Source organism: Actinomycetota bacterium, assembly GCA_005774595.1.
Lineage (GTDB): Bacteria > Actinomycetota > Coriobacteriia > Anaerosomatales > D1FN1-002 > D1FN1-002.
The window spans coordinates 1-14,403 of the sequence record VAUM01000012.1; the positions used below are offsets into that span (position 1 = coordinate 1).

Consider the following 14,403-nt stretch of genomic DNA (forward strand, 5'->3'; position numbering starts at 1 on the left):
GAGGGGTATAAGAGACAGCGGGTAGATCTCCGCACAGGGCTTGCGCAGGCCGGCGGTGGACAGCTCGGCCGCGACCCCGCCATGCGCCATCGCGTGCGCGGCGGCCTCGTACAGCTCGCGGGGGTCGAACGGCGCGGCATCGCAGAACTTCTTCACGAGATCGGGATGCGCCATGACGTCGAACAGCCCGCTGGTGGCCGCGCGCCGCAGCTCGTCGAAGTAGCCGTTCCACAGGTCGGAGAGGTCCCACTCGTCGTAGACGTGGCGCAGCTCGGGGTCGTCGAACGCCCAGCCTTCCACGAAGTGCACCGAGCCGAGCACCACGTCGAACGGGAACGCCGTCGTCAGGTCGCGCACGTGGTCGAGTTCGCCGGGCAGCCAGTCGGCCTCCACGCCGAGGAGCACCTCGGGCGCGGCGGGGTCGCCGGCGGCCGACTCGCGCGCCTCGAGGACCTCCTCGACGTACGCGGGCAGCTCCTCGCGCGGCATGGCGTAGCCGGCGTCGTAGCCGTCGGGCAGCGGCAGGTGGTCCGCGAACGCGAGGACCTTCACGCCGGCGGCCGTGGCCGCGGCGATGTAGTCCGCCGGGTCGCCCTCGGCATGGCGACAACGCGCGGTGTGGACGTGCGTATCGATCATCGCGCCGATGCCACCGTCCCTCCGCCGACCACCGTTTCGCCCGCATAGCATACGACAGCCTGTCCGGGGGCGACGGCACGCACGGGTGCGGCGAACGTGACGGTGAGGCGGCCGTCGGCCGCATCGTACGCCGCTGTGCAGGGCGTCTCGGCGCCGCGGTAGCGCACGCGCGCGGTGAGTGCGGACGCGCCGCCCGGCGGCGCGCCGTTCCAGACCGCGTCGGACGCGACGACCTCCGTGACGTCGAGGTCGGCCTCGGCGCCGACCACGATCGCGTTGCGCTCGGCCTCGATGCGCACCACGTAGCGCGGCTCACCGCCTCCGAGGCCGAGTCCCTTGCGCTGGCCGACGGTGAAGCCGGCGATGCCGCCGTGCGCGCCGAGCACGCGGCCGGCCGCGTCCTCGATCGGCCCGGGGACCGCGCCCGCGCCGCCCGCACTGGCGCGCGCCGCCACGAACGCGGCGACGTCGCCGTCGGGCACGAAGCACGCCTCGCGGCTCTCGGGCGCGTCGGCGCAGGGCAGCCCGGCCTTGTGCGCGTACGCGCGGACCTCGTCCTTCAGCATGCCGCCCACGGGGAACGTGATGCGGCGCAGCTGCTCGGGGCGCAGGCGGTAGAGGAAGTACGACTGGTCGCGGGTGACGTCGGCCCCCCGGCCCACCCACGCGCCGCCGCTCCCGTCGGCGAGGACGCGGGCGTAGTGGCCGGTGGCGAGCAGGTCGACGTCCTGGAGCGCCGCGCGGCGGAGCAGCTCCGCGAACTTCACGCGGTCGTTGCAGTCGATGCACGGGTTCGGCGTGCGACCGTGCGCGTAGTCCTCGCAGTACGGGTCGACGACGCCGGCCTCGAACGCGTCGCGGAAGTCGAGCGTGAGGTGCTCGATCCCGAGGCGGTCGCACACCTGCCGGGCCGCGCGCGCGGCGTCACGGCCGCAGCACGCGCTCTCGTCGGGCAGCAGGCGCATCGTCACGCCGGTGACCTCGTGGCCTTGCTCCACCAGCAGCGCGGCCGCCACGGAGGAGTCCACGCCTCCGCTCATCGCCGCCCAGACGCGGGCCACGGAGAGCCTACGCCTCCACCTCGCAGGTCTCGCCCGTTTCGGGCTCGACCGCGTGCGGATCGAAGTCCGGGTCGTCGTGCGCCAGACCGCCCGAGATCGGCTCGCGGCCGTGCTTGACGAGGTAGTCGTCGACGGCAGCCTTCAGGCCGTCGGTCGCCAGCACCGAGCAGTGCATCTTGGCGGCCGGCAGGCCGCCGAGCGCCTCGGCCACGTCCATCTTGCTGATCGCCACGGCCTCCTCGAGCGTCATCCCTCGGGCCATGTCGGTGACGATCGAACTCGTGGCGATGGCGGCGCCGCACCCGAGCGTCTGGAACGCGATGTCCGAGACGCGGTCGTCGTCGACCTTGATGGTGATCTTCATGACGTCGCCGCAGACGGGGTTGCCCACCTCGCCCGTGCCGTCGGCGTCCTCGAGCACGCCGACGTTGTGCGGGTTCTGGAAGTGCTGCATGACGAGGTCGGTGTACACCTTGGGCCTCCTAGGCGCTGTTGCCGAACATCTTCGCGTACACGGGTGACATCTGCCGCAGGGTCGCCGCGATCGGCGGCAGGGACTCCAGGAAGTAGTCCACGTCCTCGTCGGTGGTGAAGCGGCCGACGGTCACGCGCAGCGAGCCGTGCGCGATCTCGGGTGCGCAGCCGATCGACAGCAGGACGTGGCTCGGCTCGAGCGAGCCGGAACTGCACGCCGAGCCTGTGGACACCGAGATGCCGAGCGCGTCGAGCCTCAGCAGCATCGCCTCGCCCTCGCAACCCTTCACGATGAGGTTCGCGATGTGCGGGAGCCTGCGCTCGCGGTCGCCGTTGAGCTGGGTGTTCTCGAGCGCCAACACGCCGTCGATGATGCGGTCGCGCAGGGCCGCGAGGCGCGGGCCTTCCGTGGGGCGCTCCTCGTCCATGATGCGCAGCGCCTCGGCGAAGCCCGCCGCGCCGGGGACGTTCTGGGTGCCGGAGCGCTTCTTGAACTCCTGGCCGCCGCCGAGCATCTGCGGCGCGAACCGTGTGCCGCGCTTGAGGTACAGCGCGCCGATGCCCTTCGGCCCGTAGATCTTGTGCGCGCTGAACGTGGCGGCGTCGACGCCCAGCGCGCGCACGTCGAAGTCGACCTTGCCGAGCGTCTGAGCGGCGTCCGTGTGGAAGAGCGCGCCGCGGGCGTGCGCCGTGGCGGCGAGCTCGGCGATGGGCTGGAGCGTGCCGATCTCGTTGTTGCCGTGCATGACCGAGACGAGCGCGGTGTCGTCGCGCAGGACGGCGGAGAGGTCCTCGGGGCGGATGATGCCGTCCTCGCGCGGCTTCACGACCGTGAGCTCGAACCCGTGCTTGGCGAGCCACTCGGCCGGATGCAGCACCGCGTGGTGCTCGAACGCCGACACGACGATATGCCGGCGCTTGCCGTCGGCGGCGGCCGTGAGGCCGATCAGCGCGGCGTTGTCCGACTCGGTCCCGCCGCCGGTGAAGATGAGCTCGTTGGGGCTGTCGGTGTTGATCGACGCGGCCATGCTCTCGCGTGCGGCCTCGAGCGCGCGGCTCGCGTCGCGCCCGAGCGCGTAGAGAGAGTTGGGGTTGCCGTACCGCTCAGTGAAGTACGGCAGCATCGCGTCGACGACGCGCTGGTCGGTCGGGGTGGTGGCCGCGTAGTCCAGGTAGACGCTGCGAGGGGCTGTGGTGTCGTCGGGGGCCATGGGGATCACGCTCCGGTCGTAGGTGCTGACGCCGCGCGCGCGGCGGTGCTGTCGAGGGCGGCCTGCTCCGAGGCGAGGTCCGCGAGGGTGGCCGAGCCGAGCACGTCCTTGAGCGCGCGCGAGGCACGGTCCCAGACGCCGCCGGCCGCGCAGATGCCGGTGCGCACGCACGCGTCGCCGCGCAACGACTCGCAGACCGTGGGGCGCAGCGGGCCCTCGACGGCCTCGACGACCTCGAGCACGGTCACCGCAGCTGCGGGCCGACTGAGGACGAAGCCGCCGCGTGCGCCGCGGACCGCGTCCACGATGCCGGCGCGGCGCAGGGACGCGAAGACCTGCTCGAGAAAGCGCGACGGGATGGACTGGCGCTCGGCGATCTCGCGAGCGCTCACCGGCGCGGCCGCGGGCGTGTCGCCGCCGCTGCGCGCGAGGTCGATGAGCGCGAGGACCGCGTACTCGCTCTTGACCGTCAGCCGCATCGCCCCGGTGCACCCGCTCCCGCGTCTCGCTCGTCCGCAATCCCTACCAAGCCGATAGGGTATGTAGAAGATACGCCGCGGGGTCGGCGGTGTCAACGCGGGTTCGGTGCGGCGGCGGTCGCGGGGCTTCTCTCGGGCCGGTGACGTCACCGGCGACGTCGTATGTGCCGTCGTATGTGACGCCACCCGGTGCGCAGGGGCCCCGCCGCCGGGAACCGGACGTCCGGCGGGCCCGCTACTCGTGCGCGGACGCGGCGCGGATGACCGAGAGCACCTCGCCGGCGTCGATGTTCTCCAGCGGGGCGAGGAGCACGAGAGCAGCATGGTGGTCGAGCGCCCCACTCTCGCCGAGCGACGCGACCTCCTCCAGGTTGTCGATCGAGATGGTGCGCATCGTGTTGTAGAGCTTGCGCTGGCGGATGGCCACCTTGAAGACATCGACGGTCTGCTGCGACTCGACCACGAACAGCGCCGTCGAGTCCGGGCCGGCGATGGACTCGCGGTGAGAGGCCACCTCGTCCACGAAGTGCGCCGCCGCGGCCAGCGAGATCGGCTTGTCCACGGTCCGCGTGACGATCGAGACCCCTGCCGGCGAGACCCACACGCCGTCGGGCCGCGCGGTGAAGCCGAGCCGCCCTCCCGCGCCCTCGGCCCGGGCACGGAACTCGGCGCGGGCACGGGCGTCCTCCTCGGACTTGGGTGTCGCGGGGGCGACGACCGCGTCGGGGATCGCCTCGTGGACCTCTTCGCGCGCCTCCGTGACCGGCGACGCGAGCGACAGGTCCTTCACGTCGGAGGCCAACGCGTCGCGCGCGTCCATCGTCAGCAACTCGGCGAGGCGCGGATTGCTCACCTCGAGCTTCAGGCCGAAGACCTCGAGGACCGAGAAGTTCTGGCCGCCCGCGTCGTCGGACGAGCCGAGGTCGATGCGCTCTTCGTCGCTCATGTGATGCCCCCACCAAGACGAGTCCGGCGACCGGTCGCCCAGAATCGTACCGCAACACGCGTCCTGCGCGCTCGCAGCGCCCTCGACACCGTCCGCCGAATCGAACATATGGTTGCTTGTTGCGCACACGCGCGATTGCTATAGTCGCGCTCCCGCTCGTGATGGATCGGCGAGCGTCGGACACGTCAAGGCATCCATGGTTGATAGCCACAGGGTGGTGAGAACCCACTGGATCCTAAGGGGAGCCCCGCGGCCGCTGGCAAGCTTTCGCGGGGCTTCCTTGCGTCCGGAGGGCGCCCTACGCCTCCGGCATCGCCCGGAACAGCTTCGCCATCTCGATGGCCGCCAGCGCCGCGTCCCAGCCCTTGTTGCCGGACTTCGTGCCTGCGCGCTCAACGGCCTGCTCGATCGAGTCGGCCGTGATGACGCCGAAGACCACCGGCACGCCGGTGTCCATCGAGGCGGCGGCCACGCCCTTGGCGGCCTCAGCCGAGACGTACTCGAAGTGCGGGGTCCCGCCGCGGATGATCACGCCGAGCGCGACCACCGCGTCGTAGCGCTTCGAGGCGGCCATGCGCTTGGCGGCCAGCGGGATCTCGAACGCGCCGGGCACGAGCGCCACGTCGACGTCGGCCTCGGCCACGCCGTGACGCGCGAGCGCGTCCTTCGCGCCGTCGAGCAGCTTGTTGGTGAGCAGGTCGTTGAAGCGGCTCACGACCACGCCGACCTTCAGGCCCTCACCGATCAGGTCGCCCTCGTAGACAGCCATGTCACTCCCCTTCCGTCGCGGGCGGGGTGTCGCCCGTCGGTTCCGTCGCGGACGCGGGCGCGGGCGCCTCGGCGCCGTCGAGCCCCTCGAGCCGGTGCTCCATCTTCTCGCGCTTCGTGCGCAGGTACGCGTAGTTCTCCGGGCACGGCGGCACCTCGAGCGGCACCTGCTCGGTGATCTCGAGCCCGTAGCCCTCCAGCCCCGCGATCTTGCGGGGGTTGTTCGTCATCAGCCGCATCCGGCACACGCCGAGGTCCGCCAGGATCTGCGCGCCGATGCCGTAGTCGCGCAGGTCGGCCGGGAAGCCGAGGGCCTCGTTGGCCTCGACGGTGTCGTGGCCGCGCTCCTGCAACTCGTAGGCGAGCAGCTTGTTGGCCAGGCCGATGCCGCGCCCCTCGTGCCCGACCATGTACAGCACCACGCCGCGGCCTTCGGCCTGCACGCGGCGCATCGCCTCGTCGAGCTGGGCGCCGCAGTCGCAGCGCAGCGAGTGGAAGACGTCGCCGGTCAGGCACTCCGAGTGCACGCGCACGAGCACCGGGTCGCCGCCGGCAACATCGCCCGCGACCAGCGCCACGTGCACGGCCTCGTCGAGCGAGGAGCGGTAGCCGTGCGCGGTGAACTCGCCGAACGCGGTGGGCAGGCGCACGGTCGACACGCGCTCGACGAGCGCTTCGGTGCGGCGGCGGTAGCGGATCAGGTCGGCCACCGTGACGATGCCGAGGCCGTGCCCGGCGGCGATCTCCTCGAGCTGCGGACGGCGCGCCATCGTGCCGTCGGCGTTCATGATCTCGCAGATGACGCCCGCGGGCTTGAGGCCGGCGAGGCGCGCGAGGTCGACCGACGCCTCCGTGTGCCCCGCGCGCTCGAGCACGCCGCCCGGGCGCGCGCGCAGCGGGAAGACGTGGCCGGGCATCGCGATGTCCTCAGGTGCTGTGGCCGGATCGATGGCGGCCAGCACGGTCTCGGCGCGGTCGGCGGCCGAGATGCCGGTGGTGATGCGGCCCTTCGCGCCGATCGAGACGTGGAACGCCGTGCCCTGCGCCGAGGTGTTCATCTGCGTCATCGGCGGGATGCGCAGGTAGTCGAGGCGCTCGCCGGTGAGCGGCATGCAGATGAGGCCGCGCCCGTGCGTGGCCATGAAGTTGACGGCCTCGGGCGTGACCTTCTCGGCGGCCATGACGAAGTCGCCCTCGTTCTCGCGGCTCTCGTCGTCGGTGACGATGACCATCTCACCGCGCACGATGCGCGCGACGGCCTCCTCGACGCTGATGGCGACGCCGGTCTCAGGCGTCACCGGCCGCCCTCCGTGAACTCGCGCAGCATGTCGCCGAGGGAGCGGCGTGCGGGCGAAGAGTCCTCGGCGGTGCCATCGTCCACGCCGGCGAAGAGCGCGACGTAGCGGCGGACGTACTTGCCCAGCACGTCGGTCTCGAGGTTCACCTTCGCGCCGATGGGCTTTTCGGCCAGTGTGGTGACGGATTCCGTGTGCGGGACCACCGCGACCTGGAACGCGTCGTCGCGCAGGGCCGCGACCGTCAGCGAGATGCCGTCGACCGCGATCGAGCCCTTGAGCACGACGTCTTCGAGCAGCTCAGGCGCAGCGCGAAAGGTGTAGAGCGTCGAGTTGCCGGCCGGCTGGCGCATCGCGAGCTCGGCGATGCCGTCGACGTGCCCGCTCACGATGTGGCCGCCGAGCCGGTCGGACATGCGCAGCGCGCGCTCGAGGTTGATCTTCTGGTTCTCGCGCAACTGGCCGAGAGTCGTGCGCTTGAGCGTCTCCTCGGACACGTCGGCCTCGAAGCCGCCGCGCGTGAACTTGGACACGGTCAGGCAGCAGCCGTCGACGGCGATGGAGTCGCCCATCGCCATGTCGCGCCCGAAGTCCGGCGCGTAGACCTGCAATCTACGTCCACCGGCCGCGCCCTGCGAGCGGACCGCCACGCCGACGCACTCGATGATCCCGGTGAACATGCGCTCCTCCTTCTCAGCCTGCCGCGTGCGGCGCGGACTGCGCGCCTGCTGCGGCGGGTCTCCATACGGTCACGGCGTCGCGCCCCACGACGCCGGCTTCCACCGCCACGAACGCCGAGGCGAACTCGCCGCACCTGACGCTAGCGGGTCCAAGGAACACCGCCGGGGCGACATCGCCGGCGAACCCGCCGGCGTGGTAGATGACGACCTCGTCCGCGAGGCCCTCGCCCACGAGAGCGGTGAGCAGGCCGGGACCGGCCTCGACGAGCACGCTCGTGACACCGCGCGCTCCGAGCACGCCGAGCGCCGCGGTGATGCCGCCGTCCGCCACGTAGGTCTCCACGTGGATGCCGGCGTCGCGCAGGGGCGCGAGCGCGTCGGCGTGCGCGGTGTCGCCCATGAGCACGAGCGACGCGCCCTCCTGCGCGAACATGCGCGCGCCCGGCGCGGGCGGGATCGTGCGCGAGAGCGCGACGCGCAGCGGCTGACGCGCGGCAGACGCGCCGTCGGCGTCACGCACTGTGAGCAGCGGGTCGTCGGCGTCGACGGTGGCGGCCGAGACGAGCACGGCGTCGGCCGCGGCTCGCAGGCGCATGGTGAGCCGCTGCGCCTCAGGACCGGTGAGCCGCGCGCGGACGCCGGGCGCGAGCGACGCGTGGCCGTCGAGCGTGAGCGCGGTCTTCACGCGCACCCACGGCATGCCGCATGTCACGTGGCGGATCCACGCCTCGTTCTGCCGCTCGAACGGCTTCGGGTCCGAGGCGAACCGCACCTCGATACCGGCCTCGCGCAGCCGCGCGGCTCCCCCGCCGGTGACGTCGGGGTTCGGGTCGGGCATGCCGACGACGACCGTGGCGACACCCGCAGCGATCAGCGCCTCGGTGCACGGCGGCGTGGCGCCGGTGTGGTTGCAGGGCTCGAGGGTCACGTACGCGGTCGCGCCCCGTGCGCGCTCGCCTGCGGCCGCCAACGCGGCCACCTCGGCGTGCGGGCCCCCGCAGCGCGCGTGCCAGCCCTCGCCCACGGCGCCCTCGTCACGCACGAGCACGCAGCCGACGACCGGGTTGGGCGACGTGGCGCCGCGCCCACGCTCGGCCAGCGTGTAGGCACGCCGAAGCCAGGGGTCGACCACGTCACAGGATGCGTCCGAGAACATACGCACGCGAGAACTCGCGCTCCTTCCTTCTCCCATCCGGACTATACCGTCGGCCCCGGGATCACACCGGGTCGGCCCCTTTCGGGGTTCGCGGGCTATCACCGCCGGTGGGGAATCTCACCCCGCCCTGAAGAAAGCAAGGGGAAGTGTAGCACGGGGGGGCTCTAGGGCCGCCTGACCCTACCCAGCTTCCTACGACCATCGCTGATGTGAACGATCTCGAACGAACTCGGTGGCAGCAGGCCGATGACCACGAGAGGTACGCTCAACACATCGTTCAATGGTCGAAGGTACTGCACGTATTTCTCAAACGACCCGACCGCGCTGTCGAATCCTCCTGCGGCTTTCATCGCATCAGTCGCTGTGATGATGACGCCCGCCTCGGTCTGGATCGCTTTCCGCACATGATTGAGTTCGGAGGCCATGACCGGCTTCAGCAGGTTCCACGCAGCCGCCTCGCCGTGGTTGAACGCGACCTCGACGGACACGACGTCCTTCGCGAAGTCGAGTCGGTATCGTCCCCCATCACCCGCCATGTACCCCTCATCCGCGAATATCGGACTCTCGGCAGCCCATCCGGCCGCGCCGAAGCGCTCTTTGAGCATCGCGTTCAGTACCGCCGAAATGCTCTTCGACTCGTGGATCTGGGCCTCGAATCGGTCCGCGAGTTCGTCGTCGGAGATCCCACCGACTGCCGCCGCGATCTCCTGCCACAGACTGCGGAACGGCTCCTCATTCTCGAAGAGCGTCATTCCGTGCCTGTGCGAGTGCGTGATGAACTCCATCGCTGATACCCCCTCAGTAGCTACACTCGCGCCCGCGCTGAGTGCGCCGACGTCCGTCCGAGCGAGTCGACGACACGCGCCAACGCAGATTCGCTCTCGATCTCGCACTCCCACACTAACAACACCGTCCAACCCGAATCTTGCAGTTGACTGACCTTTCGCGCATCCCGCTCCGCATTCAACTCGAACTTCCGCTCCCAGAACTCGCGGTTCGTCTGCGGCATAGCTGGCTTGCAGTGCGGGCATCTGTGCCAGAAGCACCCGTTGACGAAGATGGCGACCTTCCGACCCGGGTACGCGATGTCGGGCCGACCCGGCGCTTTCCGCCAGTGCAATCGGTAGCCGGGGAATCCTGCCTCACGAAGCATGGCGCGCAGCCGGACTTCCGGCGTCGTGTTCTTCGCAACGTTGCCGCGCATGGAGCGCGACACGGCCGGTGCACTCGCAGGCGGAGGGGGTCCGAGCCTACTGGGAGACAAGAAGCGGACGCACCTCCACTCAGTCGCGCGAGGCCTCGACAGCCACCTCTCTGCCGATGCGCTCGACGATGCCCACCACCAGAGCATTCCCCATGCAGAACGCTCTCTTCACGTCGCTCATCCCGGTATCAGTCCAGCCCCGCGGAAACCCGTTCAACTCCTCCAACTCCTCCGGAGTCAGGCGTCGGAACGGGCCGCCCGCAATCGGCTGGACGATGTGCTTGAACCGCGAAGCGGAAGTCCCACCCTCGCCGGTGAGCACCGTTCGAGCAGGCCGGTCGAGCGGGTCGGGGAACGCCATCCCGCCTTCGGAGTACAGGTACTCGAACCCCGTGGCCTTGTCGACGCGCGGCTCCCGTTTCGATCCCTTCAAGTACGCCCAGCGCGGAATCGCGGCCTCTTCCACGAGGAAGGAGTCATCCACTCGACGGCTCTTGCGGATGACGTCGCCGAGCACGATTCGCTTGCCGTGGTGCGCGGGCTGCAGTTCCCGAGTCCACACCTGACCGTCCAACATGACCCCGGCTCCACGGAACGGGCTCGTACGACGTTCAACGCCGATGGTGCTGCTCACCTCGTAGACGTCTTCGGGCAGTTCGAGGTAGTCGCAGACGACGGACGCCTGGTCCTTCTCGAACTGCCTCCTCTCCGCAACCGGGAGCGCCCGCGCGAGCACCCCTCCCACGACGAGCCGTTCCGTTGGATCCCATGAGGACTTCCGCGTGCGCGAAAGACGCTCGGCGTAGACAAAGACGCGGCGGCGGCGCTGCGGGTAGCCGTAGTCGGCAGCGTTGACCACGCGCCACTCGACTGCATACCCGAGACGCGCGAAGCACGCGAGGATGATTGCGAAGTCACGCCCACGCTGGCCCACAGGAGACTTGAGCAGTCGGTCCACGTTCTCCAGAAGGACGAAGCGGGGTCTCTTCATCTCAAGCAACCTGTGGATCTCCCACCACAGGACGCCCTTCTTCCCGCGGATGCCCTCGGCCTGGCTCAGTGGCTTGGCGACCGAGTAGTCCTGACACGGAAACCCGCCGACCAGCAGGTCGTGCTTCGGGATGCGGAATCGTCCCGCCACGACGTCGTCGAGGACCGCCGCGATGTCGCGGTTCGTGTGCCTCTCGGGATGAACGTTCTCGGGGTCGAAGCGCCGGACATAGCAGTCGAATGCAAACTGCTTGCTCGGCGTCCCCGGCGGCTCCCACTGGTTCGCCCAGACGATCTCCCAGCCCGACGGTTCGAGTCCAAGCCGGAAGCCGCCAACACCGGCAAAGAGCTCAATGGCTCGAAGCAGGCGCTCGGGATTCTCGGGCGTGCGGCTAGGCATCGACACTCCATGTCAACGGGTGCATGCGGAATCCTGGCGCAACACTCTGACACGCAGGGTACGACACGCGGGCTCGACTGGACAGATCAGCTCCGCCCCGCCTCCGCAGCCGCCCGGATCGCGTTCATCGCGGCGCCCGGGTCCGCCTCGGCGAACACCGCGTTCCCGGCCACGAGCGCCTGCGCGCCCACGGCGGCCACCAGCGGCGCCGTCTCGACCGTGATGCCGCCGTCGACCTGCACGAGCGGCGACACGCCCGCCTCGGCGCACATCGCCACGACGCGGCGCACCTTCTCTACCGACTCGGGGATGAACGACTGCCCGCCGAAGCCCGGCACCACGCTCATCACCAGCACCATGTCCACGAGCGGCAGCGCGTCAGCGATGGACTCGACCGGAGTCGCCGGGTTCAGCGTGACGGCGGCCTTCGCGCCCTTCTCGCGGATGCGCGCGAGCACGCGGGCCAGGTCGCGCGCGGTCTCGACGTGCACGGTCACCGAGTCGGCGCCGGCATCGAGATACCAGTCCACGGTGTCGTCGGGGTTGTCGATCATGATGTGGACGTCGAGCGGGGTGCTCGCCACGCGCTTCAAGGCCTTGACCACCGGCGGGCCGATGGTGAGGTTCGGGACGAAGTGGCCGTCCATGACGTCGACGTGGATCATGTCGGCGCCGGCGGCCTCCACCGTCTCGACCGCCTCGGCCAGGCGCGTGAAGTCGGCCGACAGGATGGACGGGGTCATCAGGATGCGGTCGGGCACGGCGGTGCGGCTCCTCCCTGGGGCGCGGGTGCGTGTGCGGGCGTGCGGTTCTGCGGGCTCAGGATAGCGCAGCGGGGGCGAGCGGGCGGCTGACCTACGCCGCCTCGAGGCCCCTCACCAACTCGGCGACCTCCCTACTCGGTCGTCGGGCATGGCTACCCCTCGTCCTCGCGCAACAGCCACCGCCACCCGGGAACCACGCTCACGGCGCCGGCGGGGGTTTCGTACTCCCCGCTCTCGGTCAGCGTCACGATCGTCGATCGGTTCACGCCGGTCCCGCGCATCGCCGCCATCGCGCCCGCGATCTCGCGGTCGCGCGTGCCTGCGTCGCTCAGCGAAGCGCATGCTTGCACCACCATCGGCTCATCCAGCGAGCCGTCGACCACGAAGTCCGCGTTCCCGTACGCATCGGAGTAGTAGGTCACGGCCTCGTCATGCAGCCTGCAGTACCGCCGACGCAGGTCGAGGTACACGGCGTTCTCCAGGAGGTGGCCGGTGTCCTCGGCGGACGGATGCGCCGTCGCCGCGGCGAGCCCCTGATCGACCGCATAGATCTTCCTCGGGTTCACCTGCCGCGTGCGGTATGACGTGCTGCGGATGCCAACGGTGTGCAGCAAGCGAGCGTCGACCAGGTGGCCGAGGTAGGCGTATAGGGTGTCCTTGCTCACCGCGAGGCCCTTCTGCTTCAAGTCCTTGAAGATGCGGTTCAGGCTGAACTCCCGTGCGAAGTTGCTCAACATGTGTCCAACGAGCCACTCCAGCGCCACACGGTTGGTGGCATTCCAGCGCTCGACGACGTCGCGGTACACCACCAGCTCCACGTAGTCCTGCAGGGTCCGGACGCGATCGACCTCGTGTGCGCCCTGTATTGCCGGGAATCCCCCTTCACGAAGGAATGCGGCAAACCCCGCCTCCAACCTCGATCGCTCCGCCGCACTCACGTCGGCAGGGTCGTCAGGCTCCAAGTCCCGGTGCCTGAGGTACTCCCGGAAGTTGAACGGCGGCACCTCGACAGCGATGCTGCGACCGCGGAACTCCGTGGCGACTTCGGTGCTCAGTAGCTTGGCTGACGAACCCGTGAGCCGTACCCGCACGTTCTCGGTATCGAGCACGCGACGGACGAACCGCTCCCACCCTGGCACCGCCTGGACTTCGTCCAGGAAGACGTGCGCCGTCTGTTCGTACCGCCTCGGGCCGGTCCGGAACAGCCACTCGAGTGCGCCGCTGAGCATGGCGACGTCCGGTGCGCCGAGGCGGTCGTCCTCCAAGTTGATCGCCAGAATCGATGTGCGAGGCACACCGTCGGCCACGAGACGAGCCATCTCCTGTGCCATCAGGACGCTCTTGCCGACGCGCCGCATCCCGACGAACGTCGTGGCCATGTTCGGCAGTTCGGGGACCCGGATGTCACGGTGCGTGGCGGCGGGGAGCGCCCGGTCGCGCTGGTCGCGCAAGAGCCTCTCCAGAACCTCGTCCACAGGGATCATCTCCGTCAAGTCTTTCCCTCTCCGCAGGGCTAAGACTACGCCCTTCTTTCCCTACAGGCAAGGAAAGCGTGTGAGGCCCCAACGGACAGGATCACCAAACGCGCACGTCAAACGCGCGGCGACGCCCTCAGTCGTCGACGAGTCCCATGCCGTGCAACTCGTCCTTGGCGGCGCGGCCCATGAGCGCGCCCACCGTCTCGGCAGCCGGCTTGCCCTCGTGCAGCACTGCGCGCACCTCGGCGGTGATCGGCATGTCGACGCCGTGCCGGGCGGCCAGCTCCCCCACCGTGATGCAACTCGTGGCGCCCTCGGCGACCATCTTGGTCTCGGCGGTGTAGGACTCCACCGTGCCGCCCTTGGCGACCCACTCACCGATGCCGCGGTTGCGCGAGTGGCGCGACGTGCACGTGACCACGAGGTCGCCCATACCCGCCAGGCCCATGTACGTGAGCGGGTTCGCTCCGAGCGCGCGCCCGAGGCGCGACATCTCGGCGAGCCCGCGAGTCATGAGCGCCGCCTTCGAGTTGTCGCCGTAGCCCAGGCCGTCGCACATGCCGGCGGCGACCGCGATGACGTTCTTCGATGCCCCGGCCACCTCCACGCCGGTGACGTCCTCGTTGGTGTAGACGCGGAAGAACGGCGTCATGAACCAGTCCTGGAAGCGGGTGGCGACGGCCGGGTCGAACGCGGCGACCACGGTGGCCGACGGCACGCCGCGGGAGACCTCCTCGGCGTGGTTGGGGCCGGAGAGCGCCGCGATGCGCTCGCGTCCGCCGAGGACGTCCTCGAGGACCTCGGTCATCAGCATGTCGGTGCCGCGCTCGACCCCCTTCGAGAGCACGAGCACGGGGG

15 protein-coding genes and 1 riboswitch are annotated in these 14,403 nt (G+C 70.1%); all 15 genes read right to left on the reverse strand.

Going from position 1 to position 14,403, the window contains the following annotated elements:
* On the reverse strand, window positions 1-690 hold a 690-nt coding region (locus FDZ70_01185; GenBank protein TLM80312.1), incomplete at its 3' end, for a histidinol-phosphatase HisJ family protein.
* A complete protein-coding gene (gene mnmA / locus FDZ70_01190; GenBank protein ID TLM80313.1) occupies window positions 636-1,700 on the reverse strand; it encodes a tRNA 2-thiouridine(34) synthase MnmA in 1,065 nt (354 codons plus the stop codon). The genes FDZ70_01185 and mnmA, both read right to left, overlap by 55 nt.
* A gap of 7 nt (window positions 1,701-1,707) precedes the next feature.
* A complete protein-coding gene (locus FDZ70_01195) occupies window positions 1,708-2,172 on the reverse strand; it encodes an iron-sulfur cluster assembly scaffold protein (GenBank protein ID TLM80314.1) in 465 nt (154 codons plus the stop codon).
* Between the two features lie 10 nt (window positions 2,173-2,182).
* Window positions 2,183-3,385, reverse strand: a complete 1,203-nt coding sequence (locus FDZ70_01200; protein TLM80325.1) for a cysteine desulfurase — start codon at window positions 3,383-3,385, stop codon at window positions 2,183-2,185.
* Between the two features lie 5 nt (window positions 3,386-3,390).
* Window positions 3,391-4,302: an Rrf2 family transcriptional regulator gene (locus FDZ70_01205; protein TLM80315.1), complete on the reverse strand. Its 912-nt coding sequence runs from the start codon at window positions 4,300-4,302 to the stop codon at window positions 3,391-3,393.
* An 806-nt stretch (window positions 4,303-5,108) separates the two neighbouring features.
* Window positions 5,109-5,579 carry a 6,7-dimethyl-8-ribityllumazine synthase gene (locus tag FDZ70_01210; protein ID TLM80316.1) on the reverse strand — a complete coding sequence of 157 codons (471 nt, stop codon included), beginning with the start codon at window positions 5,577-5,579 and terminating at the stop codon, window positions 5,109-5,111.
* 1 nt (window position 5,580) lies between these two features.
* A complete protein-coding gene (locus FDZ70_01215) occupies window positions 5,581-6,810 on the reverse strand; it encodes a bifunctional 3,4-dihydroxy-2-butanone-4-phosphate synthase/GTP cyclohydrolase II (GenBank protein ID TLM80326.1) in 1,230 nt (409 codons plus the stop codon).
* Between the two features lie 62 nt (window positions 6,811-6,872).
* Window positions 6,873-7,553 carry a riboflavin synthase gene (locus tag FDZ70_01220; GenBank protein ID TLM80317.1) on the reverse strand — a complete coding sequence of 227 codons (681 nt, stop codon included), beginning with the start codon at window positions 7,551-7,553 and terminating at the stop codon, window positions 6,873-6,875.
* A gap of 13 nt (window positions 7,554-7,566) precedes the next feature.
* A complete protein-coding gene (ribD, locus tag FDZ70_01225) occupies window positions 7,567-8,715 on the reverse strand; it encodes a bifunctional diaminohydroxyphosphoribosylaminopyrimidine deaminase/5-amino-6-(5-phosphoribosylamino)uracil reductase RibD (protein ID TLM80318.1) in 1,149 nt (382 codons plus the stop codon).
* A gap of 14 nt (window positions 8,716-8,729) precedes the next feature.
* Window positions 8,730-8,848, reverse strand: a riboswitch (FMN riboswitch).
* Between the two features lie 25 nt (window positions 8,849-8,873).
* Window positions 8,874-9,494 (reverse strand): hypothetical protein, encoded by a 621-nt coding sequence (locus tag FDZ70_01230; GenBank protein ID TLM80319.1) that lies wholly within the window; start codon window positions 9,492-9,494, stop codon window positions 8,874-8,876.
* A 20-nt stretch (window positions 9,495-9,514) separates the two neighbouring features.
* Window positions 9,515-10,060, reverse strand: a complete 546-nt coding sequence (locus FDZ70_01235) for a very short patch repair endonuclease (GenBank protein ID TLM80320.1) — start codon at window positions 10,058-10,060, stop codon at window positions 9,515-9,517.
* Window positions 9,993-11,303 carry a DNA (cytosine-5-)-methyltransferase gene (gene dcm, locus FDZ70_01240; protein TLM80321.1) on the reverse strand — a complete coding sequence of 437 codons (1,311 nt, stop codon included), beginning with the start codon at window positions 11,301-11,303 and terminating at the stop codon, window positions 9,993-9,995. Before dcm ends, FDZ70_01235 begins: the two co-directional genes overlap by 68 nt.
* An 86-nt stretch (window positions 11,304-11,389) precedes the next feature.
* A complete protein-coding gene (locus FDZ70_01245) occupies window positions 11,390-12,064 on the reverse strand; it encodes a ribulose-phosphate 3-epimerase (protein ID TLM80322.1) in 675 nt (224 codons plus the stop codon).
* 155 nt (window positions 12,065-12,219) lie between these two features.
* Window positions 12,220-13,560, reverse strand: coding sequence for an ATP-binding protein (locus FDZ70_01250; GenBank protein TLM80323.1), 1,341 nt, complete (start codon window positions 13,558-13,560; stop codon window positions 12,220-12,222).
* 118 nt (window positions 13,561-13,678) lie between these two features.
* On the reverse strand, window positions 13,679-14,403 hold a 725-nt coding region (locus FDZ70_01255; GenBank protein ID TLM80324.1), incomplete at its 5' end, for an NAD(P)-dependent glycerol-3-phosphate dehydrogenase.

Bases quoted from the DNA above. Each gene is read 5' to 3' on its own strand.
- FDZ70_01200 (TLM80325.1), bottom strand. From the start codon at position 3,385: ATGGCCCCCGACGACACCACAGCCCCTCGCAGCGTCTACCTGGACTAC.
- FDZ70_01205 (TLM80315.1), bottom strand. From the start codon at position 4,302: ATGTCTTCAAGGTGGCCATCCGCCAGCGCAAGCTCTACAACACGATGC.
- FDZ70_01210 (TLM80316.1), bottom strand. From the start codon at position 5,579: ATGGCTGTCTACGAGGGCGACCTGATCGGTGAGGGCCTGAAGGTCGGC.
- FDZ70_01215 (TLM80326.1), bottom strand. From the start codon at position 6,810: ATGGTCATCGTCACCGACGACGAGAGCCGCGAGAACGAGGGCGACTTC.
- FDZ70_01220 (TLM80317.1), bottom strand. From the start codon at position 7,553: ATGTTCACCGGGATCATCGAGTGCGTCGGCGTGGCGGTCCGCTCGCAG.
- FDZ70_01230 (TLM80319.1), bottom strand. From the start codon at position 9,494: ATGGAGTTCATCACGCACTCGCACAGGCACGGAATGACGCTCTTCGAG.
- FDZ70_01235 (TLM80320.1), bottom strand. From the start codon at position 10,060: ATGCTCTGGTGGTGGGCATCGTCGAGCGCATCGGCAGAGAGGTGGCTG.
- dcm (TLM80321.1), bottom strand. From the start codon at position 11,303: ATGCCTAGCCGCACGCCCGAGAATCCCGAGCGCCTGCTTCGAGCCATT.